The sequence below is a fragment of the Kitasatospora sp. NBC_01246 genome (genome assembly GCF_036226505.1).
GTDB lineage: Bacteria > Actinomycetota > Actinomycetes > Streptomycetales > Streptomycetaceae > Kitasatospora.
The window spans coordinates 7,517,362-7,541,070 of record NZ_CP108484.1; the positions used below are offsets into that span (position 1 = coordinate 7,517,362).

19 protein-coding genes are annotated in these 23,709 nt (G+C 74.4%); 10 read left to right on the forward strand and 9 right to left on the reverse strand.

The features are described 5' to 3' along the window. Nucleotides 1-418: 418 nt before the first annotated feature. Nucleotides 419-2,068, forward strand: coding sequence for a CocE/NonD family hydrolase (locus OG618_RS31935; protein ID WP_329491066.1), 1,650 nt, complete (start codon nt 419-421; stop codon nt 2,066-2,068). A 19-nt stretch (nt 2,069-2,087) separates the two neighbouring features. Here OG618_RS31935 and OG618_RS31940 read toward each other — a convergent pair whose 3' ends face one another. The 3 genes from OG618_RS31940 to OG618_RS31950 all read right to left on the reverse strand — a co-directional run bounded on the left by OG618_RS31940 (nt 2,088) and on the right by OG618_RS31950 (nt 5,499). After that, the gene (locus OG618_RS31940; RefSeq protein ID WP_329491067.1) at nt 2,088-3,665 is read right to left on the reverse strand and encodes a phytoene desaturase family protein; all 1,578 of its coding nucleotides are present in this window, start codon (nt 3,663-3,665) and stop codon (nt 2,088-2,090) included. 83 nt (nt 3,666-3,748) lie between these two features. Beyond that, nucleotides 3,749-4,804, reverse strand: a complete 1,056-nt coding sequence (locus tag OG618_RS31945; RefSeq protein WP_329491068.1) for a magnesium and cobalt transport protein CorA — start codon at nt 4,802-4,804, stop codon at nt 3,749-3,751. 191 nt (nt 4,805-4,995) lie between these two features. Beyond that, a complete protein-coding gene (locus OG618_RS31950) occupies nt 4,996-5,499 on the reverse strand; it encodes an Lrp/AsnC family transcriptional regulator (RefSeq protein ID WP_329491069.1) in 504 nt (167 codons plus the stop codon). A gap of 227 nt (nt 5,500-5,726) precedes the next feature. Here OG618_RS31950 and OG618_RS31955 point away from each other — a divergent pair, with 227 nt between their 5' ends. The 3 genes from OG618_RS31955 (at nt 5,727) to OG618_RS31965 (ending at nt 8,457) form a co-directional block, all read left to right on the forward strand. Continuing rightward, a complete protein-coding gene (locus OG618_RS31955) occupies nt 5,727-7,382 on the forward strand; it encodes a histidine decarboxylase (RefSeq protein WP_329491070.1) in 1,656 nt (551 codons plus the stop codon). 229 nt (nt 7,383-7,611) lie between these two features. Then, complete coding sequence (locus OG618_RS31960; RefSeq protein WP_442906965.1) at nt 7,612-8,166, forward strand: TetR/AcrR family transcriptional regulator; 555 nt, start codon at nt 7,612-7,614, stop codon at nt 8,164-8,166. A 123-nt stretch (nt 8,167-8,289) separates the two neighbouring features. Further along, a complete protein-coding gene (locus OG618_RS31965; RefSeq protein ID WP_329491072.1) occupies nt 8,290-8,457 on the forward strand; it encodes an agmatine deiminase family protein in 168 nt (55 codons plus the stop codon). Between the two features lie 219 nt (nt 8,458-8,676). Here the strand turns inward: OG618_RS31965 and OG618_RS31970 are convergent, their stop codons facing one another. Then, nucleotides 8,677-9,930, reverse strand: a complete 1,254-nt coding sequence (locus OG618_RS31970; RefSeq protein WP_329491073.1) for an MFS transporter — start codon at nt 9,928-9,930, stop codon at nt 8,677-8,679. A 158-nt stretch (nt 9,931-10,088) separates the two neighbouring features. Between OG618_RS31970 and OG618_RS31975 the strand changes: the two genes are divergently transcribed. The 3 genes from OG618_RS31975 to OG618_RS31985 are packed head-to-tail and all read left to right on the forward strand — an operon-like array spanning nt 10,089 to nt 12,320. After that, entirely contained in the window at nt 10,089-10,625 is a 537-nt protein-coding gene (locus OG618_RS31975; RefSeq protein ID WP_329491074.1) for a MarR family winged helix-turn-helix transcriptional regulator, read from the forward strand. Then, the gene (locus OG618_RS31980; RefSeq protein WP_329491075.1) at nt 10,622-11,482 is read left to right on the forward strand and encodes an ATP-binding cassette domain-containing protein; all 861 of its coding nucleotides are present in this window, start codon (nt 10,622-10,624) and stop codon (nt 11,480-11,482) included. Before OG618_RS31975 ends, OG618_RS31980 begins: the two co-directional genes overlap by 4 nt. Further along, the gene (locus OG618_RS31985) at nt 11,442-12,320 is read left to right on the forward strand and encodes an ABC transporter permease (RefSeq protein ID WP_329491076.1); all 879 of its coding nucleotides are present in this window, start codon (nt 11,442-11,444) and stop codon (nt 12,318-12,320) included. The genes OG618_RS31980 and OG618_RS31985 overlap by 41 nt, the downstream gene beginning before the upstream one ends. Nucleotides 12,321-12,438: 118 nt before the next feature. Here the strand turns inward: OG618_RS31985 and OG618_RS31990 are convergent, their stop codons facing one another. The 5 genes from OG618_RS31990 to OG618_RS32010 all read right to left on the reverse strand — a co-directional run bounded on the left by OG618_RS31990 (nt 12,439) and on the right by OG618_RS32010 (nt 19,492). Beyond that, nucleotides 12,439-12,831: a transglycosylase family protein gene (locus tag OG618_RS31990; protein WP_329491077.1), complete on the reverse strand. Its 393-nt coding sequence runs from the start codon at nt 12,829-12,831 to the stop codon at nt 12,439-12,441. Between the two features lie 667 nt (nt 12,832-13,498). After that, nucleotides 13,499-14,332: a DUF6585 family protein gene (locus tag OG618_RS31995; RefSeq protein ID WP_329491078.1), complete on the reverse strand. Its 834-nt coding sequence runs from the start codon at nt 14,330-14,332 to the stop codon at nt 13,499-13,501. A 104-nt stretch (nt 14,333-14,436) separates the two neighbouring features. Next, nucleotides 14,437-15,516 carry an alpha/beta hydrolase gene (locus OG618_RS32000; protein WP_329491079.1) on the reverse strand — a complete coding sequence of 360 codons (1,080 nt, stop codon included), beginning with the start codon at nt 15,514-15,516 and terminating at the stop codon, nt 14,437-14,439. A gap of 75 nt (nt 15,517-15,591) precedes the next feature. Beyond that, nucleotides 15,592-16,734 (reverse strand): serine hydrolase domain-containing protein, encoded by a 1,143-nt coding sequence (locus tag OG618_RS32005; RefSeq protein WP_329491080.1) that lies wholly within the window; start codon nt 16,732-16,734, stop codon nt 15,592-15,594. 241 nt (nt 16,735-16,975) lie between these two features. Continuing rightward, nucleotides 16,976-19,492, reverse strand: coding sequence for a helix-turn-helix domain-containing protein (locus OG618_RS32010; protein WP_329491081.1), 2,517 nt, complete (start codon nt 19,490-19,492; stop codon nt 16,976-16,978). Nucleotides 19,493-19,583: 91 nt separating this feature from the next. On the opposite strand from OG618_RS32010, the gene OG618_RS32015 reads away from it, so the two are divergent. From OG618_RS32015 to OG618_RS32025, 3 genes are all read left to right on the forward strand, one after another. Further along, the gene (locus OG618_RS32015) at nt 19,584-19,898 is read left to right on the forward strand and encodes a hypothetical protein (protein WP_329491082.1); all 315 of its coding nucleotides are present in this window, start codon (nt 19,584-19,586) and stop codon (nt 19,896-19,898) included. A 161-nt stretch (nt 19,899-20,059) separates the two neighbouring features. Next, complete coding sequence (locus OG618_RS32020; RefSeq protein WP_329491084.1) at nt 20,060-21,256, forward strand: DUF4185 domain-containing protein; 1,197 nt, start codon at nt 20,060-20,062, stop codon at nt 21,254-21,256. A gap of 70 nt (nt 21,257-21,326) precedes the next feature. Then, the gene (locus OG618_RS32025) at nt 21,327-23,642 is read left to right on the forward strand and encodes a glycoside hydrolase domain-containing protein (RefSeq protein ID WP_329491085.1); all 2,316 of its coding nucleotides are present in this window, start codon (nt 21,327-21,329) and stop codon (nt 23,640-23,642) included. The last annotated feature ends 67 nt before the right edge of the window (nt 23,643-23,709 follow it).

Genomic DNA, 23,709 nt, shown 5'->3' on the forward strand with positions numbered 1-23,709 from the left:
GCATGGTTTCCCCCTGGTTGTTCGATGGTTCATGTGCTGTTCGGTCATCCGTCGAACTGATGACTGCTCAGTAGCGTAAGTGATCATGCCCGATGACCGGGCACCGGACGCCGCATTGCGGACGTTCGGCGGGTCGGCGACCCTGCCGATCGGCGGGGGTGGGGCGGGGCGGCGGGGTGATCCATCGACGGCTACTGGCGAGTAATGTGGCTGATCATCACCTCCTCTGATGGGCCATCAGCTCGCTAGGCTCGACGGCCGGGCGGAGTCGCGAGGTTCGTGCGGCCCGTGTTGTCCGCATGGTCCGAGTGGCCTCCGTAATCCGAGCGATCCGAGCGATCCGAGTCGCTCCGAGTCGCTCCGAGCGGGCTCCGAGGATTCGCGTGATTCCAGTGGTTCGAATACAGAGGGAGCAGTGATGGAACGAGCCCACCCCCGTCCCGGCCGCCGGGCGGCCAGTGCCGTCCTGGTTGCGGCGCTCGCGCTCGGTGGGGCCGCCGTCGCACGGCCCGCCGCCGCGGCGGCCGCGACGGGGACCCCCGCGAGCGGCCCGGCAGCCGGCCCCGCCGCCGGCGCCGTCGGGTCGTTCCGGCTGGCCGACATCCCGGCGAACGACGGCGTGGTGCTCAAGGCGGACGTGTTCGCCCCGGCCCCCGGCAGTCCGGGGGCCGACCCGCGGGGGCGGTACCCGCTGGTGGTGCAGCCGGCCAGCTGGGGGCAGAACGACCTGGAGTACGTCGCCCAGGGCCACGCGCTCGCCGCCGCGGGCTACGTGGTCGTCACCTACACGGTGCGCGGCTTCTGGGGCTCCGGCGGCGAGGTCGACGTCGCCGGGCCGAAGGACGTCGCCGACATCTCCACGGTGATCGACTGGGCGCTGGCGCGGACCCCGGCGGACCCGGAGCGGATCGGCATGGTGGGGCTCTCGCTGGGCGGCGGCCTCACCCTCCTCGGCGCCGCCTTCGACCCCCGGATCAAGGCCGTCGCCTCGCTGAGCGGCTGGGCCGACCTGACCGACTCGCTGTACAGCGGGCAGACCCGGCACGTCCAGGCGGCCGCGGTGCTCGCCGGGATCCAGGCGCCGACCGGCCGCCGGAGCCCCGAGTTCAGCCGGGTGCTGGACGACCTCTTCGCCGACCGCGACCTGCCCGAGGTCGTCCGGTGGGCGGACACCCGCTCACCGGCCCGCTACCTGGACCGGATCAACGCCAACGGCACCGCCGTCCTGCTGGCGAACGCCTGGGGCGACAGCTTCTTCAACCCCGGCCAGGTGGCGGCCTTCTACCAGCGCCTCACCGGGCCCAAGCGCCTCGAACTGCGCCCGGGCGACCATGCCAGCCAGGAGTTCACCGGCCTGCTCGGCCTCTCCAACGCCGCCTGGAGCAGCGCCCGTTCCTGGCTCGACCAGTACCTCAAGGGTGCCCCCGGCGACTCGCGGCCGCCGGTCGACCTGGCGGTCCGCCCCACCGGTGCGCACGAGGCCCACCCCGACTGGCAGGCCGTCAGCTCCCGGACCGAGACGCTGGCGCTGGGTGCCGAGGACCTCGGCGGACCGGCCGCCGGGGACTGGCGGTCGACGCTGCGCGGCAACGCCGCCTCCGGGGCGAGCGGCGGCGTCGCCCTGCTGTCCGGGCTGGCGGACCAGGTGCTCCACCGGGCGCCGACCGCGGCCGTCCCGCTGCTGGACCGCTCCGCCGCCGTCGTCCGGCAGTCGCCGCCCCGGCCGCAGGGCCTGGCGGTGCGCGGAGCGGCCCGGGTGCACACCACGGTGACCGCCTCCGCCCCGCAGGGCACGGCCGTCGCCTACCTCTACGACGTGGACGCGCTGGGTGTGGGCCGGCTGATCTCGCACGGCCCGCAGAGCTGGTCCGACCGGACGCCGGGCCAGCCGTTCCCGCTGGACGTCACGCTCTTCGCCACCGCCTACGACCTGCCCGCCGGTCACCGGCTCGCGCTGGTGCTCGGCACCCGGGACGCCCTCTACGGCGGTCGCACGCCGTCCGGCTCCACCGTGACCTTCGGCTCCACGCGGGCCGACCCGGCCGTGCTGGACCTGCCGGTGCGCTGAGCCGGCGGCCGTTCGGCGGCTACGGCCCGAGGTCCTCCAGGACGGCCTGTGCCGCGTTGTGGCCGGGGATGCCGCTGACGCCGCCGCCGCGGACCGCCCCCGCGCCGCACAGCAGCACGTTCGGGTGCGCCGTCGCCACGCCCCAGCGGGCGGCGGCGCCGTCCGGCTCCCCGGTCGCGTAGGGGAACGCGAGGTCCCGGTGGAAGATGTGACCGCCCGGCAGGCCGACCTCCCGCTCCAGGTCCAGCGGCGTCCTGACCTCCACGCACGGCCGCCCGGCGGCGTCGGTGGCCAGGCAGTCGGCGAGCGGCTCGGCCAGCACCTCGTCGAGCCGGGCCAGGCTCGCCGCGAGCGCGAGCTCCTTGGCCGCCGGATCGGTGAACAGCCGCGCGGGCATGTGCAGTCCGAACAGGGTGAGCGTCTGGAGCCCCTGCCGGAGCGCCTCGGGCCCGAGGATCGACGGGTCGGTGAGGGTGTGGCAGTAGATCTCCGACGGCGGCACCGAGGGCATCCGGCCGGCCGACGCCTCGGCGTGGGCCGTCTCCAACTGCCGGTACCCCTCGGCGATGTGGAAGGTCCCCGCGAAGGCGTCGCGGGGATCCGCGGCCGGGTCCCGGAGCCGTGGCAGCCGGCGCAGCACCATGTTGACCTTCAGCTGGGCGCCCTCCGGGGCGGGCCCGGGGTCCTCGCCCAGCAGCCGGGCCAGGACGGCCGGGGCGGCGTTCGCCAGGACCCGGCGGCCCACCGCGGTGGCCTCGCCGCCCCGGTGGCGGTAGGACACCTCGGCCTCTCCGGTGCCGTCGGTGGCGACGGCGGTGACCTCGCAGCCGGTCCGGATCTCCGCGCCGGCCGCCAGCGCCGCCTCGGCCAGCGCGCCCGTCACCGCGCCCATCCCGCCGACCGGGACGTCCCAGTCGCCCGTCCCGTTGCCGATCACGTGGTACAGGAAGCAGCGGTTCTGCAGCAGCGAGGGGTCGTGGGCGTGGGTGAAGGTGCCGATCAGCGCGTCCGTCAGCACCACGCCGCGGACCAGGTCGTCGGTGAAGGTCCGCTCGATCGTCTCGCCCAGCGGGCGTTCGAAGAACGACTCCCAGAGGGCGTCGTCCGCGACCCGCCGGCGCAGCCCGGCCCGGGCGGGCAGCGGCTCGGTGAGCGTCGGGAACACCCGCTCGGCGAGCTTCCCGGTCGCCGCGTAGAAGCTCTGCCAGGCCTCCCACTCGCGCGGGTCACCGGTCAGCGCCCGGAAGGACGCCGCGGTCCGGGCGGGGTCGGCGGCGTCCACCAGCAGACCGGTCGGCCGGCCGTCCCGGACGGTGGGCGTGTAGGAGGAGATCCGGCGCCGCCGCAGGTCCAGCCGGAGCCCGAGGTCCCGGACGACCCGGCGCGGCAGCAGGCTCACCAGGTACGAGTAGCGCGACAGCCGGGCGTCCACGCCCGCGAACGCCCGGGCCGACACAGCCGCCCCGCCGACCTGCGCCAGCCGTTCGAGCACCAGCACCCGGAGGCCGGCCCGGGCCAGATAGGCCGCCGCCACCAGGGCGTTGTGGCCGCCGCCAACGATCACGACGTCGTGCCGGGAGAGCGGGTCCGCGTTCACGCGGTCACGCTACGCCTCGGCGGGCGGGTGGGGAACAGGCCGCGCGTCAGGTGGCCGGTATCCGTCGCGGGCGGTGGGCCGCCCTACCCCATCGGGGCTCTCGGGGTGTGCCGGACGGCGCTGTTCGCCCCCGGGACCGGGGGTGCCGGGCGGGCGCGCCGCCGGCGCAGCCAGATGTACAGCAGCAGGCACGGCAGCAGCAGGCCGCCGACGTTGAGCGCGACGAACGCGGTGAGGCTGCCGATGTGGTCGACCAGCCAGCCGAAGTTCTGGCCGAAGAAGCCGACCACGAAGGACAGCGGGAGGAAGACGGTCGCGACGATGGTGAGCCGCTCCATGGTGGCGGTCTGCCGGAGGTTGATCCGGTTCTGCTCGACGGAGATCACCGCGATGTTCGCCTCCAGGACGGTGGCCAGCAGGTCGCGCTGGGCGGCGACCTCCTCGTTGACCAGCAGCAGGTGGTCGTGCACGTCCCGGAAGTACGGCAGCAGTTCGGGCGCCGACCGGCCGGGCTGGAGCCGCCGGGCGAGCACGGCGAGCAGGGGGTGGACGACCCGGTAGAAGTCGGTGGCCTCGCGGCGCAGGAAGTAGATCCGTTCGGTCGGGGCGACCGTGCCCGAGAACACCGTGGCCTCGATCTCCTCGATGTCGCGTTCGAGTTCGGTGACGACGGGCGCGTAGCTGTCGACCACCTGGTCGAGGATCGCCCACAGGGTCGAGGCGCTGCCGGTCCGCAGCAGTTCGGGGCTGCGTTCGAGCCGGTTGCGGGCGCCGGCCAGCTCGCTGGCGATGCCCTGGCGGACGGTGATCACGAAGTGCTCGGCGAGGAAGACGCTGATCTCGCCGGAGTCGACCTCCTCGCGGTCGTCGTCGTAGCGCGCGGTGCGCAGGATGATCAGCTCGGTGCCGTCCTCGTAGCGCTCGGCCTTGGGCCGCAGGTGGTGGGCCTGGGCGTCCTCGACGGCGAGTTCGTGCAGTCCGAAGCCCTCGCGCACGGTGGCCAGCTCCTCGGGGGCCGGTTCGAACAGGCCCAGCCAGACGAACCCGCCCTGCGCGCAGCGCGCGGCCGCCTCCTCCAGCGGCATGGGGCCCTCGTGCTGGCGGCGTCCGTCGCGGTAGTGCGCGCAGTCGACGATCATGGCCTTCCTCCTCGTGCCCGGCCGACCGCGCCGAGTGCCGCCGCACCGGCGGGCGCGGCCGCCGCGGTCGCCCCCGCACTCGATGCTCCTCCGATTCGGCCGGACGTGCCGCACCGGCGGGGCCCGGGTACCCCGGTACCCCGCTGCTCCGGCGGACCGGCCGGTCCGCCGCTCGCCGGGGGCTCGGCCGCTCAGCCGGTCGACGGGAGCGGGTCGCCGAGGTAGCGGCGGCCGGCTATCTGCTCGAAGATCAGGTTGGTCCGGGTCTGCGCCACCGCCGGGTGGGTGGTGAGGTGGTCCACCACGAAGTCGCGCAGGCCCTCGGGCCCGGCGACGCCGACGTGCAGCAGGTAGTCGTCGGACCCCGCCATGTGGAACACCGCCAGGACGCCGGGCAGGTCGGGGGCGGTGCCGCGGAAGCTCTCGTTCTGCTCCCGGGTGTGGGCGCGCAGCCGGACGGAGATCATCGCCTGCAGCGGCAGGCCGATCGCGGCGGGGTCGACGTCGGCCCGGAAGCCCCGGATGATCCCGCGCTCCTGGAGGGCGCGGACCCTGGCCAGACAGGTGGAGGGGGCGATGCCCACCGCCTCGGCGAGCGCGTTGTTGGGCAGCCGGGCGTGCTCGGAGAGGACGCGCAGGATGGCCCGGTCCACGTCGTCGACGGGCGCTCTGCGGGGCGGTGGAATGTTCGGCATGCCGGGCAGGATTCCAGCTGTTTCCGCCGATCCGCAAGATCTCGGGCCGTGCCACCGAATCTTGTGCGGAGGAACTTCCCCCGGGCGCCGGGAAGTTCCATCCTGACCGCGAGCGTCGAACGCCCCTGCGGCGTTCCCCGCCGGTGGACGGCCCGCGGCGACCCCGTGCGGCCCCCACCGCGACCCCCACGTCGCCCCCCACACCAACACCCTGGAGTGCCGCGCCCATGAGCCCGACCGCCACCTTCGCCGCCGCGACCGCCGTCGACCCGGGGGCGGAGCTGGACGGCCGCGACTTCGTGCTCCCCACCGGCGGGCTGGACGACGACCGGCGCCTGCGCGCCCTGGACACCGTGGACGAGTACCTGACCCGCAAGCGCCGGCACCTGGTGGGCTACCAGGCCACCCAGGACATGCAGGGCTGCGCACTGGACCTGGCCCGGTTCATGCCGAACAACATCAACAACCTCGGCGACCCGTTCCAGAGCGGCGGCTACAAGCCGAACACCAAGGTGGTCGAGCGCGCGGTGCTCGACTACTACGCGGCCCTGTGGAACGCCGAGCGGCCGCACGACCCCGCCGACCCCGAGTCCTACTGGGGCTACATGCTCTCGATGGGCTCGACCGAGGGCAACATGTACGCGCTCTGGAACGCCCGGGACTACCTGAGCGGCAAGGCGCTGATCCAGCCGCCGACGGCCCCGTTCGACGCCCTTCGGTACGTGCAGGCCGCGCCCGACCGGGACAACCCGAACGCGCACCGGCCGGTGGCCTTCTACTCCGAGGACACCCACTACTCCTTCGCCAAGGCGGTGCGGGTGCTGGGTGTCGAGACCTTCCACGCCGTGGGCCTGGAGAAGTACGCGGACCGGTGCCCGCTGGTCGACCCCGCCACGGGGCGCCGCGAGTGGCCCACCGAGGTGCCCTCCCGCCCCGGCCCCTCGGGCCTCTCCTGGGACGGCCCGGGCGAGATCGACGTCGACGCCCTCGCGGTGCTGGTCGAGTTCTTCGCCGCGAACGGGCACCCGGTCTTCGTGAACCTCAACCTCGGCAGCACCTTCAAGGGCGCCCACGACGACGTCCGGCAGGTCTGCGAGCGGCTGCTGCCGATCTTCGAGCGGTACGGCCTGGTCGAGCGCCAGGTGGTCTACGGCACGGACCCGCGGACCGGGGAGCCGCTGGTCGACCTGCGCCGGGGCTTCTGGATCCACGTGGACGGCGCGCTCGGCGCCGGCTACGCGCCATTCCTGCGGCTGGCCAACCAGGACCCGGCGTACGGCTGGACCCCCGACGTCGAGCTGCCCGAGTACGACTTCGGCCTGAGGCTGCCCACCCGGGAGCACGGCGAGCTGGACATGGTCTCCTCGATCGCGATGAGCGGCCACAAGTGGCCCGGCGCGCCCTGGCCCTGCGGCATCTACATGACGAAGGTCAAGTACCAGATCTCGCCGCCGTCCCAGCCGGAGTACATCGGCGCGCCGGACACCACCTTCGCGGGCTCCCGCAACGGCTTCTCCCCGCTGGTCATCTGGGACCACCTGTCCCGGCACTCCTACCAGGACCAGGTGGACCGGATACGCCGGGCCCAGGAGCTGGCCGGGTACCTGGAGCGGCGGCTGCGGGGGATCGAGCGGGAGACGGGCGTCGAACTCTGGCCGGCCCGCACCCCGGGCGCGGTCACCGTGCGGTTCCGCAAGCCGAGCCCCGAGCTGGTGGCGAAGTGGTCGCTGTCCTCCCAGGACGTGCTGATGGTCCCGGGCGACGAGACCACCCGCCGCAGCTACGTGCACGTCTTCGTGATGCCCTCGGTCGACCGGGCGAAGCTGGACGCCCTGCTGGCCGACCTCGCCCGGGACCCGGTCGTGCTCGGGTCGGCCGGGTGACGCGGGGGGCCGCCGGGCCCGGCCCCGCGGCTCAGGCGGACCGGGTGAGGCGGATCGAGTGGGGGTGGCGGCGCCGGCCCGGTGGGAGGGCCCACGGCTGCGCCGGTGTCCGGAATCGCACCGGATCATCACCCCGACTGTAGTTTCAGTCAGGTTCGGGTCGGAAGGCATCCACCGGGCGGACCTCCCGATAGGATGATCCCCCGTGGCTGACCGTCGAAGCTTGATCATGGAAGCGGCCGCGCGGGTCATCGCCCGGCGCGGTGTCCGCGGGCTGCGGGTGGAGGAGCTGGCGTCCGAAGCCGGCGTCTCCACCGCGCTGATCTACTACCACTTCAAGGACCGCGCGGGGATCCTCCGGGCGACGTTGGAGTTCATCAACGGCCGGGCCGGTCGCTACACGACCGAGCGCGCTCCGGACGCCCCGCCGCTGGACGCCCGGGGCGAGCTGGAGCAGACCCTGCTGCTGGAGCTCCAGGACACTCCCGAGGTGCGGGAGAACAGCACGGCCTGGGGCGAGCTGCGGGCGAGCGCGGTGTTCGACCCGGACCTGCGGGAGGACCTGGCCCGCGCGACGCTGGTGTGGGTGCAGGAGGTCGCCGACCTGCTGGGCAAGGTGCGGCCGATGAACGGGGCCGCCGCGCTGGCGAGTTCCGCCGAGCGGCTGACCGCGCTCGTGGAGGGGCTCAGCGTCCGGTGGCTCAGCGGCAGCCTGCCGGGGGAGCACGCGCGTGAGCTGATGGCCGGTGCGATCGACATCGAGCTGGAGCGGCTGCGCCGCTAGGCGCCGGGGTCCGGACCGGACCGGTCCGGACCTGTTCGTGCCCGGGGAAGCGGGCCCGACTCGGCGGGTCACACCCGTGTCCGCGGCCTTGATCGAACTTTCAGTCAGACTGAGAGCGGGGCTGTGGCGCCGGGTACGACGGCCCGACCGCCCACGGCAGGGCCACCGGTCACCCGTTGGGCACTCGCCGAGGCGTTCTTCGGGCGCGAGGTCGTCCAGCTCGACGTCGACCGCCTGGTGGCCGGGGTCGGCGGCATCCACTGCTCCACGATGCAGGGGCCGCTCCCGTAGCAGCGGCCCCGGCCCCACGTTCCGCGCCGCCCAGTTCGGGGATTCCCCTCCGACGCCGCGGCGAAGGCGAAGCTCCGGTCTGCTCTTCCGCGGCCGGGTCGTCGAGCAGCTGAACATCGACCGCATCGGCCTCGGCGGGGGCGGCATCCACTGCGTCACCCGACCGCAGCCGGTCCCGTAGTGGCGGCCCGGCCCGGCGGGTGCGCGCCGGGCCCGGGTCTACCGGCCGTTCGGAGCCCCCGAGGCGGTGGGGTGGATCCGGCCGCGGCAGGCCCAGGCGGTGGCCGCCGCGAGGAGCGCGGTGCCGCCGCCCAGCAGCATCACGGCGGTGGTCGACCCGTGGTCCACCACGGTGCCGCCCGCCAGGGCGCCGATCGACAGGGTCGCCTGGAAGGACGAGGTGAACACCACCCCGGCCGCCTCCGGTGCCTGCGGCGCCGCGGCGAGGAACCAGGTCAGCGAGCAGACCGGGACGGCGCCGTACGCCACCCCCCAGAGCACCAGGACGACGGCGGCGCCCGGACCGGAGCCGCCCAGGACCGGCAGCAGCAGGGTCGCGCCGGCGAGCAGGGCGGCGGCGCCGGCCAGCGCCGCTCCGGGGGCCCGGGCCGCCCGGTCACCGGCGAGGACGTTGCCGAGCAGCCCGGCCGCGCCGTAACCGAGCAGGAGCCCGGTGACCAGCCCCGGCCCCGCGTGGGTGACCTCCGCCAGGAACGGCGAGACGTAGGTGTAGCTGCCGAAGTGGGCCAGCACGATCAGGAAGGTCACCGCCAGGCCGCTGCGGGTGCCCCGCCCGGCGAGCAGCCCGCGCAGCAGGCCGAGACCCGTGCCGGCCCCCGGCGGGAGCGGCGGCAGCGAGACCAGGAGTGCGAGGAGCACCAGTACGGTCAGCGCGGCCATCGCGGCGAAGGCGGTGCGCCAGCCGGCCAGTGAGCCCAGCAGGACCCCGGCCGGCACGCCGATGACCGAGCCGAGCGGCACGGCGGTGAAGAACACGGTGTTCGCCCGGGCCTGCCGCTCCGGTGCGACGAGGCGCGGGGCGAGCCCCGACCCGATCGACCAGAAGGCGCCGATCACCAGGCCGAGCGCGACCCGGGCCGCCAGCACCGCCCAGTAGGCGGGGGCGAGCGCGTTGAGCAGGTCGGCGAGCGCCAGCAGCGCCAGCAGGCCGCAGAGCATGGTGCGGCGGTCGGCGCGCCGGGTGGTGACGGTGACCACCGGCGCGGCCACCGCGGCGACCAGGCCGGGCAGCGTCATCATCAGTCCGGCCGTGCCGTCGGAGATCCGGAAGGAGGCGCCGATCGGGGTGAGCAGGCCGATCGGCAGGATCTCGGTGGTGACGAGGGAGAAGACGCCGGCCGTCACGGCCAGGACGGCGGGCCAGCCGCCGGTCCTGGCGCGGGGGCGGGGCGGGGCGCCGGCGGGTGTGGGCGGGGCGGGTGCGGGCGGGGTGGGGAGAGCGGTGTCGGGCACGCCGGCGGTCCTGTCCGTGTGGGGTGGGTTCAGGTCGAAGTCCACCAGTCCGGCCGGGTGTCGCGCTGGCGTGAATCCGACGTGAACGTCCGGTCCGAGCGGCGTTCCACCGCCCGCGCCCTGGACGGATAGCTCTCACTGAGAGCTAAAATGGAGGCATGACCGCGGATGTCACGGACACCCCCGACACCGCCCTGGGCGACGAGTTCTCCACCCTCCTCGTCGGGATCCAGCGCCTGGTCCGACGACGGCTGCGGGAGGGCCTGACCGAGCCCCGGCTGCGCGGCGCGCAGGTCGAACTGCTGCGCCTGGTGGCCGACTCGCCGGGCCTGCGGGTCTCGGACGCGGCCGCGGAGCTCTGCCTGGCCGGCAACTCGGTCTCCACCCTGGTCAACCAACTGGTCGCGCTGGGCCTGCTGCGCCGCGAGGTGGACCCGGCCGACCGCCGGGCCGCCCTGCTCCACGTCACCGACGAGGCGGTCGAACGGCTCGCGGCCTGGCGGGCCCGGCGGTCGGCGCTGGTCGGCGAGGTGGTGGCGGGGCTGTCCGCCGAGGAGCGGACGGCGCTGGACGCCGCGCTGCCCGCGCTGCGCGGCGTCGCGGTGGGTCTGCGCGCCCGACCGGAGACGAGGCCGGAGACGACGAAGCCGGAGAAGCCGGAGAAGCCGGCGACGAAGGGGAGGGTGCGGCGATGACGTCGGGCGAGGACGAGGCGGTGGTCTGCCGCGGCCTGGAGTACTCCTTCCATCGCGGCCGGGGGAAGGACGGTGCCACCAAGGCGGTCGACGGGGTCGACCTGACGGTCCGCACCGGCGAGGTGTTCGGCCTGCTCGGCCCCAACGGCGCCGGCAAGACCACCACGATCCGGGCGATCACCACCCTGCTCCCGACGGCCGCCGGCATGGTCCGGGTCTTCGGCCACGACGCGGCCCGGCAGCGGACGCAGGTGCGCCGGCTGCTGGGCTACGTCCCGCAGCAGCTGTCCGCCGACGCGGGGCTGACCGGTCGCGAGAACGTCGCCCTGTTCGCCCGGGTCTTCGACGTGCCGAGGTCCGAGCGGTCCGAGCGGGTCGCCCAGGCGCTGGCCGCCGTCGACCTCACCGAGGCCGCCGACCGGATGGCCGGCACCTTCTCCGGAGGCATGGTGCGCCGGCTCGAACTCGCCCAGGCCCTGGTCAGTGCCCCGCGCCTGCTCGTCCTGGACGAGCCGACGATCGGCCTGGACCCGATCGCCCGGGCCGGCGTCTGGGAGCGCGTCGACGCGATCCGCCGGGCCACCGGGATGACCGTCCTGGTGACCACCCACTACATGGACGAGGCCGACCGGCACTGCGACCGGATCGCGCTGATGGACCGCGGCCGGATCCGCGCGCTCGGCACCCCGGGAGAGCTCAAGGACCGGGTCCGGGAACAGGACCCGCGGCAGTCCGAGCCCAGTCTGGACGACGTGTTCCGCCACTTCTCGGGCCGCGGCCTGGGCCGTGGCGAGGCCACGGAAGGAGACTTCAGCGATGTCCGCCGAACCCGTCGCACGGCCGGCCGTGTCGGCTGAACCCGCCGGCCCCGCCCCGGCCACCGACCTGCCCGACCTCGCTCTGCTGCTGGTCCCGCCGCGTGCCCGCACCGGGTGGCGGGTGGTGCCGGCCCGGGTGGCCGCGATGTGCGTGGTCGAACTGCAGAAGCTGCGCCACGACCGGACCGAGCTGTACACCCGGGCGGTCCAGCCGGCGCTCTGGCTGCTGATCTTCGGCGAGACCTTCACCCGGCTGAAGGCGATCCCGACCGGCGGGATCCCGTACCTGGACTTCCTGGCGCCCGGGATCATCGCCCAGTCGGCGATGTTCATCGCGATCTTCTACGGCATCATGATCATCTGGGAGCGGGACTCCGGCGTGCTCACCAAGCTGCTGGTCACCCCGACCCCGCGGGCCGCGCTGGTCACCGGGAAGGCCTTCGCCGCCGGGGTCAAGGCGGTGCTGCAGGCCGCGGTGGTGGTGGTGCTCGCGGCGGCGCTCGGGGTCGCGATGACCTGGAACCCGCTGCGGCTGCTCGGCGTCGTGGTCGCGGTGGTGCTCGGGTCGGCCTTCTTCTCGTGCCTGTCGATGGCCATCGCCGGCCTCGTGCTCACCCGGGACCGGCTGATGGGCATCGGCCAGGCGATCACCATGCCGCTGTTCTTCGCCTCGAACGCGCTCTACCCGGTGGACCTGATGCCCGGCTGGCTGCAGGCGGTCAGCCGGGCCAACCCGCTCAGCTACCAGGTCGACGCGCTGCGGGGGCTCCTCATCGGCACCCCCGCGCACCTTCCGCTGGACTTCGCGGTGCTGACGCTGGCCTCGGGGCTCGGCATCGCGGCGGCCTCCGGGCTGCTGGGGCGGCTCGCGCGGTAGCGACCGGGCCGCGTCGGTGGCCGGGTGTGCCACGACGCCGCTGGACCGGACCGGGTGGTCGGGTGCAGCGGCGTTGTCGTGCCCGGGTGGGCGGGTGTGGCGGGTGGTGCTGGGGGTGTTACTTGGTGAGGCCGGCCTTGACGGAGCAGACGGGCCAGGCGCCGGGGCCCTGGGCGGCGAGGACCTTCTCGCCGATGGCGATCTGCTGGGCCTTGGTGGCCTGGTGGGCCTGGGGGGCGTAGGTGGTGCCGCCGAAGGCTGCCCAGGTGCTGGAGGTGAACTGGAGGCCGCCGTAGAAGCCGTTGCCGGAGTTGATGGCCCAGTTGCCGGTGGCTTCGCAGGCGGCGACCTTGTCCCAGACGTTGGCGGGGGCGGCGGAGGCGGTGTTGGCCGTGACGAGGCCGGCCACGGGCAGGGCGGTGAGGGCGCCGGCCATGAGTGCCGTGCGGACGCGGTTGCGGCGCTTGGTGGCGGTGGTGGTGGCGGCGGTGGTCTCGTTACGGAGGGTCATGCGGGTCCTTTCGGGGGGTGGGTGCGAGCGTGCGGAACCAGGCCCTGGGTGGGGTGGTTTCGTGTCGCGGGGGGTGGGGGCACCGGGTGCGGTGCGGGGTGGTGGGCCCTGCGGTGCGTGGTGGTCGGTGCAACGGGTTCGAAGTTACGGGGGTGGGGTGGGGGGTTTCAAGGATTCGTAGGTTTGGGCTGGTGGGTGGGTGGTTACCGGGGGTATGGATCTAGGGATTGGGCTGTTTTGAAGGTGTTTGCCCCGTTTTTCAAGATCGTTTGGGGGGTGGGAGTGGTCCGGGCCACAGGTTTGGGGGTGTGAGGCCGGGCACATCGTCGACGGTGGGTGACGGGGTGTCGGCGGGGGGTGCGGATCGTGGGGGGTGGGGGTCCGGGGTCGGGTGGCGCGCACCACAGCCCTCACCCGACGCCCGGAGGGCCACTACCCACGGTGACGATTTCGGGCCCCGAAACGGCGGGGCGCCCGGTCCCGCGCCGGTACCCCGGTCAGTTCGCGGCGTCCCGGACGTCGTCCGCCGGCGCCGCCTCCGGGCTCCGGTCGGCCCGCAGCCGCGATCCGGAGCAGCTAGCGGAGCGGCGCCCCGAACGCGGCTGGGAGCGGATCGACGACCGACGGGCGCCGGCCCACCCCCGTGGGACCGGCACCCGCCGCGTCGTCAGCCCGCCGGCCGGCCGGCGGAGCGCCGCAGGTGTTCGGCGAGGGCGAGGAAGACGAAGAAGTTCGGGATCGTGCTCACGGCGGCGTGGGTCAGGGCCCGCCACCGGCCGGCGACCCTGAGCTTGACGAAGCCGTCGAAGACCTTGATCTCCTGGATCTCCTGCCACTGCGCGGACTCGCGGGCCGAGCCGACGGCGTCCACGGTCAGCCAGAGCCGGCCGAACTCCAGTCGCCCGCCCGAGTCCAGGGCGGCGACCGCCCCGGGGAGCTGGGCCCGGGTGACGGCCTGCTGGAGCGCCGGCCCCCACTCCCGCGGGTTGCTGAATCCGCCCTTCTCGGCGACCTCGCCCGACCCGTCCGCCCGGCCGCGCAGCACGACCTCCGCGCCGTCCACGTCGGTGAGCGTGTACTCGTAGGACGTGTAGCCGCCGACGCCGGTGTGCCGGACGGTGTTCTGGAGGACGGACGTGCTCTCGTAGCGGACGGCGTGGACTCGGCCCTTCACCACGGCGGTGAGACCGCGCTCGTGGAGGTCGAGCCGGACGCCCTGGTTCTTCGCCGTCGTGGACCGTTCCTTCCAGATGCCCAGCGGGACCAGCAGCAGCAGTCCGAGCGGGATGACCGCCAGCGCCGCCGCCTCGGTGAGCGAGAGCACCAGCGCCAGCCCCCCGAAGACCACCGCCCCGGTCACCGCGCAGCCGAGCGAACTCGCCTGCGACCGGGTGCCCGGGTAGACCGCCACCCGGTCACCCAGCCGGTTGCGGACCGCCGCCTCGTCGATCAGCGTCAGAAGCTCGCTCCGGCCGTCCGCGAGGCCGTCCTGCCCGGTCATGCGCTGTCCTCTGCCTCGTGTTCGGGGTGTTCGTCGCGTCCGTGGTGTTCGCGGTGACCGGGCGGGCCCGTCCCGGCGGTGCGGGCCCACCGGTCGGCCGGGGCTCAGCCCGCCCGGTCGAAGGCGGCCTGGAGCCGGGGGACGTAGTCGGCGAGCGCCGGCGCCCAGCAGCCGTAGTTGTGGCCGCCGTCGCAGGTGGGCGACAGGGTCGAGCCGTCGCCGTAGTCGACGTAGCGGCTGGCGATGCCGAGCTGGTTCAGCCGGGTCCGGACGGTGTCGGTGGCGATCGCCGTGAAGTGGTCGATGGGCCCCCGGTCGCCGGTGTAGAGGGCGACGTCGGTGGCGGCCAGCTTGGCCAGGTTGGCGCCCGCGGCCGGGTTGACCTCGTTCCAGACGTGGTCGGCGCCGAAGACCGGGTAGGGCGAGCCGAAGATCGCGTCGCTGTCGACGTAGGGCCCGTAGCCGACGCACTGGCCGCTGCCGGAGGTGCTCACGGCGCACCACGCGCCCGGGAGGTTGAGTTCGGTGGCCAGGACCGTGGCGCGGATCTCGGTCATGCCGAGGTCGATGCCGCCGGACAGCGAGGCGACGTGGCCGAACAGGTCGGGCCGGAACTCGGCGTAGCGCAGCGCGCCGTAGCCGCCCATCGACAGGCCGACGACGGCCCGGTGCGACCGGTCGCCGAGGGTGCGCAGGTTGGCGTCGATGAAGGGGACGACCTGGCTGGTGTGGAAGGTCTGCCAGTTGGCCGCGCCGAGCACGGTGTTCTGCATGACCCAGTCGGCGTACCAGCCCTTGAGGCCGCCGTCCGGGACGACGGTGATCATCGCGTCGGAGTGCAGGGCGGGCGCGGCCGCGACGTCGTCCACGGTGCCGGCCCCGCCGTGCAGGAAGTACGTCACCGGCCAGCGCCGGCCGGGGTCGGCGGCGTAGCCCCGGGGGAGGAGGATCCGGATCTTGTGCGTGCCGGAGAGCTGACCGGTGGTCACGGTCAGCGTGAAGTCGGTGTCCGAGTGCACGTCGGGGGCGCCGACCTGGGTCAGGCCGAACCCGTCGGTGAAGGTCGGCGGGGCCGGGTCGGCCGCGTGCGCGGGCGCACCGACGAGCAGCGCGGACACGGCCATCGCCGCGGCGACGACGGCCGCCCTGGCGTGCCGGCGCCAGGCGGGCGGGAAGGAGGTCATCGAAGGTCCTCTCGGGGTGGGTGCAGGGGGGAGCGGGCCCCGCGGCCGGGCGACGGACGGGGGCGGGGCGCGGTGCTACAGCGCGCAGTAGGCGTCGACCGTCGCCTTGCCGGTGTCCTGCTGGCCCTTCGTCCCGGCGAGCAGGTGGAACTCGTTGTTGGCGCGCGCGACCTGCTTGGCGCCGTCGTCGCTGGTGTACCAGTCGCTGAAGTAGCCCAGTACGGCGCCGTTGTGGCTCCAGGCCCACTGGCCGCACGGCAGCTGCACGTGGATGATGCCCAGGCCGTAGCCCACGGTGCCGTCGGCGGTCACCGGGACGGTGGTCTTGAGCTCGGCCTCCTGCGCGGGTGCCAGGAGCCGGCCGGTGACCAGGGCCCGGGAGAAGGCCGTCAGGTCGTCCAGGGTCGACACGATCGCCCCGGCGGGCCCGAAGGTCTGGACGTCGGAGACGGTGACGTCCCTGATGCCGATGCCGATCACCGGGTACTCGTAGCCGTGCAGGTGGTTGCCGGAGATGGTCGGATCGCTGGTCGGGAAGGTCGTGTCGGCGAGGCCGAGCGGTTCGATGATCCGCTGCCGGATCTCGGTGGCGGCGTCGTTGCCGGTGACGGCCTTGATCACCATGCCGGCCAGGACGTAGTTGGTGTTGGAGTAGCTCCACTGCCCGCCCGGAGTGCCGGTGGGCCGGTGCTGGGCGAGGCCGAGGTTCACCAGGGTCTGCGCCGGCCAGGCCTTGGTGGGCTCGGTGTTCAGCGCGTAGGACAGCGCGAACCCGGTGTCCTTGGCGTAGTCGGGCAGGCCGGAGGTGTGGTTCAGCAACTGGCGGATCGTGATCGTGCTGCCGTCGTAGCCGTTCGCGGCGACCGCGCCGGGCAGCCACTTCGCGACGGTGTCGTCGAGGGACAGCCGCTGCTCGCCCTCCAGCTGGAGCAGCACGGTGGCGGTGAACGCCTTGGTGTTGCTGCCGATCCGGAACCTGGCCTTCGGATCGGTGGGCACCCTGGTGGACAGGTCGCCGACGCCCGCGTGCACGTACTGGGTGGTGTCACCCTGGCGGACCAGGCCGATCACGCCGGGGTATCCGTCGGCGACCCCCTGCTGGGCGCCGGCCTGGAGGAGGCCGGCGGCGGTCGGGGTGTCGGCGTGCGCCGGCCCGGCACCGGCGAGGGCGGCGAGCGCCAGCGCCGCGCCGGCGGCGGTCAGACGTAGGGGTTTCATCGGACTCCTCGGGCTGCGGGTGGTCATGGCGGCGCGCGGTGCTCGCGACCGGTCCGATGGGCCCGGACCGTCGGCGCGGCGCCGACCTGGTACCCGCGATCCTGCGGGCCGGCCGCGCCGGCGGACAGGCCATCGCACCGGCCACATGTGACCGGCCCCGCTCCGGCCCGCGGATGCCCGCCCCCGGCCTGCGGATTCCCGCGCCCCACCCGGGCGGCGCCGGCGGACCGGGCGCCGGCGGTCACGGCGTACCGGCCGGTGCGGGCGGGAAGGTGGCCGGTGCGTACTTGCCGTGCTGCTGGCGGAAGGTGCGGCCGAGGTGGTGCTGGAGCCGCTCGTGCCGGAACTGGTAGACCGCGCCGGTCTGGCGCAGCACGCCGCGCTGGTAGGCGTCGTCCAGGAACGCGACCGGGCGCCAGGGCAGCCGGCCGGTCAGCGGCAGCCAGACCCGGGCCAGCACCAGCCACTGGCCCCAGGCGGTGAAGGCGAGCAGATAGGCGACCGTCCCGCCGATCCCGCCGACCGCCCCGATGAACAGGCCGTCCGCCAGCCCCCAGTTCAGCGGACCCAGGACGCCCTGGAACAGGTCGACGACCAGGCGCCCGCCGCCGGCGATGGTGAGGGTGAGGGCCGGCGCCAGGACGAGGAACTGCCGGGCCACCGTGGCGCGGTTGGCGCTGAGCAGGCTGACCGGGGTGGCCGAGGAGGTGACGTCCACCGGCGCCTCCAGCGCGGCCGAGAGCCCGAAGACCAGGCCGGCCGCCGACCCGAAGGTCAGCCCGAGGCAGAGCATGTTGATCAGGGTGCCTTCGAGGACGTCCGGGTCGGTCAGCGGGGAGCCCGCGTACAGCGCGCGTTCCAGCGCGAGCGCGCAGGCACAGCCGACGCCCATCAGGGACCCGCCGAGCAGACCGTCCCCGAACCGGGCGAGGAAGGTGCGGACCGGCCGCCGGCCGAGGCTGTCGTGGGTGCCGGGCAGCCGCAGCCGCACCCGGGACGGCTCGAAGACCTCCCCGCCGCCGAAGGTGATCAGGATCGCGTACACCGACCCGAAGGCGAGCCCGGCCACCGGCCCCATCAGGCTGCCCTGCAGCAGCACCTCGCCGGCCCCGGTGCCGAAGCCGATGCCGAGCAGGCTGACGAACAGTCCGACGAACCAGTCGGCGAGGGCGACGCTCAGCGAGGTGGCCACGACCACGGCCAGGACCCGGGTCGAGCGCGGCAGCGTGTCGCCGAGCTGCCACCAGGCGAGGTCCTGCCGGTCGTGGTCGAGCCGGACCAGGTGGTGCGCGAGGTGGCCGAGCCAGTGCTGGGCGCGACCGGTGTCCCAGCCCGTCGGCCGGCCCGGTCGGCCGGCGGCGTCCCGCTCCGGGGCGCGGCGGCGGTACACCGCGGGGACGAAGCCCGCCAGCAGGTGCTCCTCCAGGGACTTCGCGGTGGGGAAGCGGGCGGTGTCGAGCAGTTCGGCGGGGTCGCGGCCGGGTGTCTCGCTGTAGGCGGTGCGCGCCAGGATCACCATGAGCGGCGTGGTCAGCACCGCGGCGAGGGCGGCGCCCGCCCCGCTCTCCCCGGCGCGCAGCTCGTCGAGCACGGTGTCCCACAGCGACCCGTCCTCGCTCCCGTCCTCGCTCCCGTCGGCGGCGGCGTCGCCGCGGCCGACCGACCGGGCCGTCCGGGGCAGGTAGTGGCCGAGGTCGTCGAGGGTGAGGTCGGCGAGCGTGATGCCGGCCGCCCAGAGCAGCGGCGCGTGCGCCTCCTGGACGGCCTCGGCGAACTCGTCGTGCCGGCTGGTGAGGACGAGCGGCAGGGTGGTGGCGTTGAGGGCGTCGAGGGCCTCCCGCCGCAGGCCCTCCGCGATCTCGTCGAACCCGTCGAGGACGGGGAGGACGAGGTCGGCGTCGACCAGCGCGGCGGCCAGCGTCGACCCGTGCGGTCCCCGGCGGGCCAGGTGCGGGTGGTCACGCAGCAGCCGCCCGACCAGCCAGTCCCGCAGCGCGGTGGTGGTCGGGTCCCAGGAGCCGAGACTGAAGATGACCGGGACCCGGCCGGCGGCGCCCGGGGCCTCCAACTGGTCCAGGACGAACCTGATCGTCAGGATCGACTTGCCCGAGCCGGCCCGGCCGAGGATCACCAGCCGCCCGGAGGAGATCCGCCGGTAGACCTCCGCCACGCTCCGCAGGTCACCGCTGAGGTCCATCGGGCGGGGGGCGGCCCCCGGGCCGAGCCGCTGGATGTTCTCCGAACGGTCCGTCAGCCCGGCCGGTGCCCGCTGCCACCGGACCGGGAGCGGGAACGGGTCGTGGACCCGGCGCTGCGCCTCCTCGCGGCGCCAGCGGCGTCTGACCTCGCCGGCCAGCTCCTGCGCGGCGTCGGCCAGCGCGCCGGGCACCGGGCGGGGCGCGGGCGGCGCGGGGGTCTCGGGTGGCGCCGACGGGCCGGGGGCCGGGGACTCGGCGGCCGGGCCGCCGGGTGGCGCGGGCGCCGGTTCGAGCGGCGCGGGAGCCGGCCGGGGCACCGCGGGAGCCGACGCGCCGCGCGCCTCGGCGAGCGTGCTCGCCAGCTGCCGGCGGTCCTCCGCGCTGATGTCGAGGGCGTCGGCCAGCAGGTTGACCGTACCCAGTCGATGGTCGCTGGACCTGCCGCTCTCCAGCCGGCGGATGGTGCGCACACTGACGCCGGAGCGCTCCGCCACCTGTTCCTGCGTCAGGCCCGCCTGGCCGCGCAGCCGGCGTAACAGCGTGCCGAGCTGATCCGTCAACGGGGCGCCTCTCTACTCGCCGGTAATCGCCGGTGAGCCTACCGGTGACGACCGGTCAGCGATGTCCGGCCGGTTGGCCTGTCCACCGAACATGACGAACGCCACAATCGCTGCCTTCGTGCAGGCGCTGTGCGGCGAGAAGCGAGGAGTCGACGTGGCCTACCGCTACTGGTGCGGTGAGTGCAGTTCCAGGACGGCCTGGCTCGGCGAGTCCGAGGGGGAGCGGCAGCAGGTCGAGCACTACGCGAAACGGCATCCCGGCATCCCGCCCGGCGGCCAGGTCGAGGTCGGCAGAAGACTCGACGCCGGCCGCGGCTGGCTCGCGCCGGCCGCGGCTGCGCTCGTCCTGCTGATCGTCGTGGTGGCCGTGGTGGCCGTGGTGGCCGTCGTGACCCGGTACCGGTAGGCCGCGCCGCCGCCGGCACCGGCCGCCCTTGGCCGGTCCGTGGCCTGTCCCGGCCGGTCGGCCGGAGCCCAGCATGGGCGCCGGGGCCGCACGCCCCCGGGGGCCGTGTCCGGCGCCCCGGCCGGCGGCACCCCACCCCTCCCAGCAACCGAAGGAGATCCATGTCCACTTCACCGCAGCCGGGGCAGGCCCTCACCCGGCGCTCGCTCCTGCGGACCGGGACGGGGCTCGCCCTGGGCACCGGCCTCGCCGTGGCCGCCGGGGTCGCCGCCGCCGGGCCCGCCGCCGCGACCAACGGCGTCGGCCAGACCGGCGCGCCCCTGTGCCAGCTGCCCGGTGACTCGGCGAGCCGGTACGGGCTGGGCAGCGGCGACCTGGGCATCCCGTACTACCGGGAGCACGACAACACCTGGGGCTACGTGTTCGGCGACTCCTTCGACACCGGCAACGGCTACCTCGGCTCCCCGGTGATGCTGAACCAGGCGACCTTCGACCGCTCCGGGGCGACCCCGATCTCGTTCGGCTACGCCATGCCCGACGGTTCCGCGGCCCAGCTCCTCGACTACGGCCACGGAACCGACAACGGCCACGGGGTGGAGAGCACCCGGATCCCGAACGACTGCATCGAGTTCGGCGGCCGCACCTACCTCCAGTACACCTCGGTGGCGCGCGGCATCGGCCCGGACCCGCTGCCCGCCGGCGAGGACGGCTCACTGATGTCGGGCGTCGCCTACTCCGACGACTCCGGCCGGACGTGGACCGACTACCCGTACCACTGGCCCGGCCAGGACCAGGGCGTCAACCAGTCGATGTACGGGATGTGGTCCTTCGCCGGCATCGACCCGGACGGCTGGCTCTACATCTACTCCAAGCGCTGGAACGGCACCCACAAGAACACCGCGGACCAGGGCGCGATCCAGTTGTTCCGGATCGACCCGGACGCGTTCCGGGCCGGCGACTTCGGGGCCCAGCAGAACTGGGCGTACGACGGCGGCTGGCACTGGGCCACCGACGGCACCCCGCCGACCCCGCTGTTCGGCCCCGGGAACAACATCGGCGAGTTCTCCGTGAAGCGGATCGACGGCCGCTACTGCATGAGCTACCTCGACCTGACGGACGGTTCGATCTGCACGCGCACCGCGCCCCGGCCCGACGCCGCGTGGTCGACGCCGGTCCCGCAGATCGTGGCGAGCAACCTCTGGCCGCCGAACCACTGGCGCCGGCCGCAGGTCGAGAGCCTCTACGGCGGCTACATCCACCCCGGCAGCGCCGGTGCGAACTCGCTGACGCTGATCGTCTCCCAGTGGACCGCGCAGGGCGCCTACCGGGTCCTGCAGTTCGACGGGATCCGGCCGTAGTGCGCGCCCCGCAGCGGCCGTCACGGCCGCCCCTCGACACCCCGCGACCCCCGCACCGGAAGGAGTCCCCGTGAGACTCGCCGTCCTGACCAGAGCGCTGGTGGGCGCGCTGCTCCTCTCCTCCGCCGTCCTCGCCACCACCGGCCCGGCCGCCGCGGCCACCGACGGCGCCAAGGACGTGACCTACCGGGGCACCACGCTGCGCGTCCCCGGCACCTGGCCGGTGATCGACCTGGACGCGGCGCCGGACACCTGCGTGCGGTTCGACCGGCACGCCGTCTACCTCGGCCGCCCCGGCGAGAACCAGGACTGCCCGTCCCACCTGCGGGGACGCAGCGAGGCGATCCTGGTGCAGCCAGCCCTACCCGGCGCGGAGCGCGGGGCACGGGAGAACACCGCCTCCCGCGAGATCACGGCGACCACCGGCGCGGTCACCGTCACCGCGGCCTACGGCACCGACCGGGCGGCGGTGGCGACCGTCCTCGACCGGGCCGGTCTGCCGCAGCCGCGCCGGACGGCGCAGGCACCGCGGAGCGCGGCCGACCCGGCCGGCGCCGGCGGCATCACGGCCGGCGCCGGCGCGGCGCTGACCGCCGCGGTGGACGGCGGCGCCACCAACTACACGGGCCAGGGCTTCGACCCGTGCGCGGCCCCGAGCTCGTCCACCATGCGCACCTGGATGGACGCCTCGCCCTACGGCGCGATCGGCATCTACATCGGCGGCGTCAACCGCACCTGCGACCAGCCGAACCTGACCGCCGACTGGGTCGCCCGGCAGGCCTCGATCGGCTGGCACTTCTTCCCGCTGTACGTCGGCCACCAGGCGCCGGGCGCCTGCCCCGGCTGCGCCACGATCCCCTCCGCGGCCCAGGGCGCGGCAGACGCCGACGACGCGATCGCGCAGATGTCGGCCCTCGGCTTCCCCCCGGGCACCCCGGTCTACATGGACAACGAGCACTACGCCCCGTCGTACTCGGGCCTGGTCCTCGGCTACCTGTCCGCCTGGACCACGCAGTTGCACGCCCGGGGCTACCTGTCGGGCGTGTACGGCAGCGCCGGCAGCACGATCTCCGACCTGGTCGCCCACTACTCCTCCTACGCGATGCCGGACGTCATCGACTTCGCGGCGTGGCCGGGCAACGGCAGCACCAGCACCTCGGACCCGGCGATCCCGGACCACCTGTGGGCGAACCACCAGCGGATCCACCAGTACACCGGTGGCCAGAACGAGACCTACGGCGGCATCACCATCAACATCGACGCCGACTACCTGGACGTCCGACTGGCGCCCACCGCCAGGGGGTGGGACGACTTCGGCGACGGCCGGCAGAACCCGGCGATCGGCCGGCAGGCCAACGGGGCGATGGTCGCGTTCGCGGTCGCGCCGGACCAGCAGGGGCTGTTCTTCCGCGAGCAGACGGCACCGAACGGCGGCTGGGGAACGTGGCAGCGGCTCGGCGGTCCGGTCGGCGGCCTGCCGGTGGTCGGCCGCGACCCCGACGGGCGGCTGGAGCTGTTCGTCCTCGGCCCCGGCCGGAGCAGCATCCAGCACAGCTGGCAGACCACGCCGAACGGCGGCTGGAGCACGTGGGACACCTCCTTCGGGCCCGCGGCGTCGGGCCTGAGTGTCGGTCAGAATGCGGACGGTCGGCTGGAGGTGTTCGCGGTGGCGCCGGATCGCAGTTCGATCTCGCACATCTGGCAGACGGAGCCCAACGGCGGGTGGAGTGGCTGGAACGGTGACGGCGCCGGGCCGTTCGGGGGCCCGACCGGTGGTGCGCCGGTGGTCGGTCACCAGGCCGACGGGCGGATGGCGGTCTTCGTGCTGGGACCGAACGGCAGCGGGGTGGCGATCCGCGAACAGGTGGCCCCGTCCGCCGGCTGGGGCGCCTGGAACGGCTCCTTCGGGCCCGCGGCATCCGATCTGAGTGTCGGTCAGAATGCGGACGGTCGGCTGGAGGTGTTCGCGGTGGCGCCGGATCGCAGTTCGATCTCGCACATCTGGCAGACGGAGCCCAACGGCGGGTGGAGTGGCTGGAACGGTGACGGCGCCGGGCCGTTCGGGGGTCCGACCGGTGGTGCGCCGGTGGTCGGTCACCAGGCCGACGGGCGGATGGCGGTCTTCGTGCTGGGACCGAACGGCAGCGGGGTGGCGATCCGCGAACAGGCGGCCCCGTCCGCCGGCTGGGGCGCCTGGAACGGCTCCTTCGGCGGCGCCGCCGCGACCGTGAACGTCAGCCGCAACGCGGACGGCCGGCTGGAGGTGTTCGCCCTCGCCCCCGGCGGAGCCAACATCTCGCACATCTGGCAGACGGAGCCCAACGGCGGCTGGAGTGCCTGGAACGCCGACGGCACCTTCGGCGGCGCCGCCTGGGTGGGCGTATGAACACGTCGAGAGGAACGGTCGAGAGCGCGATGCCACCGCGCACCCGCCCCGCCCGCCACGCGTCGCA

Bases quoted from the DNA above. Each gene is read 5' to 3' on its own strand.
- OG618_RS31935 (WP_329491066.1), top strand. From the start codon at position 419: ATGGAACGAGCCCACCCCCGTCCCGGCCGCCGGGCGGCCAGTGCCGTC.
- OG618_RS31945 (WP_329491068.1), bottom strand. From the start codon at position 4,804: ATGATCGTCGACTGCGCGCACTACCGCGACGGACGCCGCCAGCACGAG.
- OG618_RS31950 (WP_329491069.1), bottom strand. From the start codon at position 5,499: ATGCCGAACATTCCACCGCCCCGCAGAGCGCCCGTCGACGACGTGGAC.
- OG618_RS31955 (WP_329491070.1), top strand. From the start codon at position 5,727: ATGAGCCCGACCGCCACCTTCGCCGCCGCGACCGCCGTCGACCCGGGG.
- OG618_RS31960 (WP_442906965.1), top strand. From the start codon at position 7,612: ATGGAAGCGGCCGCGCGGGTCATCGCCCGGCGCGGTGTCCGCGGGCTG.
- OG618_RS31975 (WP_329491074.1), top strand. From the start codon at position 10,089: ATGACCGCGGATGTCACGGACACCCCCGACACCGCCCTGGGCGACGAG.
- OG618_RS31980 (WP_329491075.1), top strand. From the start codon at position 10,622: ATGACGTCGGGCGAGGACGAGGCGGTGGTCTGCCGCGGCCTGGAGTAC.
- OG618_RS31985 (WP_329491076.1), top strand. From the start codon at position 11,442: ATGTCCGCCGAACCCGTCGCACGGCCGGCCGTGTCGGCTGAACCCGCC.
- OG618_RS31990 (WP_329491077.1), bottom strand. From the start codon at position 12,831: ATGACCCTCCGTAACGAGACCACCGCCGCCACCACCACCGCCACCAAG.
- OG618_RS31995 (WP_329491078.1), bottom strand. From the start codon at position 14,332: ATGACCGGGCAGGACGGCCTCGCGGACGGCCGGAGCGAGCTTCTGACG.
- OG618_RS32000 (WP_329491079.1), bottom strand. From the start codon at position 15,516: ATGACCTCCTTCCCGCCCGCCTGGCGCCGGCACGCCAGGGCGGCCGTC.
- OG618_RS32005 (WP_329491080.1), bottom strand. From the start codon at position 16,734: ATGAAACCCCTACGTCTGACCGCCGCCGGCGCGGCGCTGGCGCTCGCC.
- OG618_RS32015 (WP_329491082.1), top strand. From the start codon at position 19,584: ATGACGAACGCCACAATCGCTGCCTTCGTGCAGGCGCTGTGCGGCGAG.
- OG618_RS32020 (WP_329491084.1), top strand. From the start codon at position 20,060: ATGTCCACTTCACCGCAGCCGGGGCAGGCCCTCACCCGGCGCTCGCTC.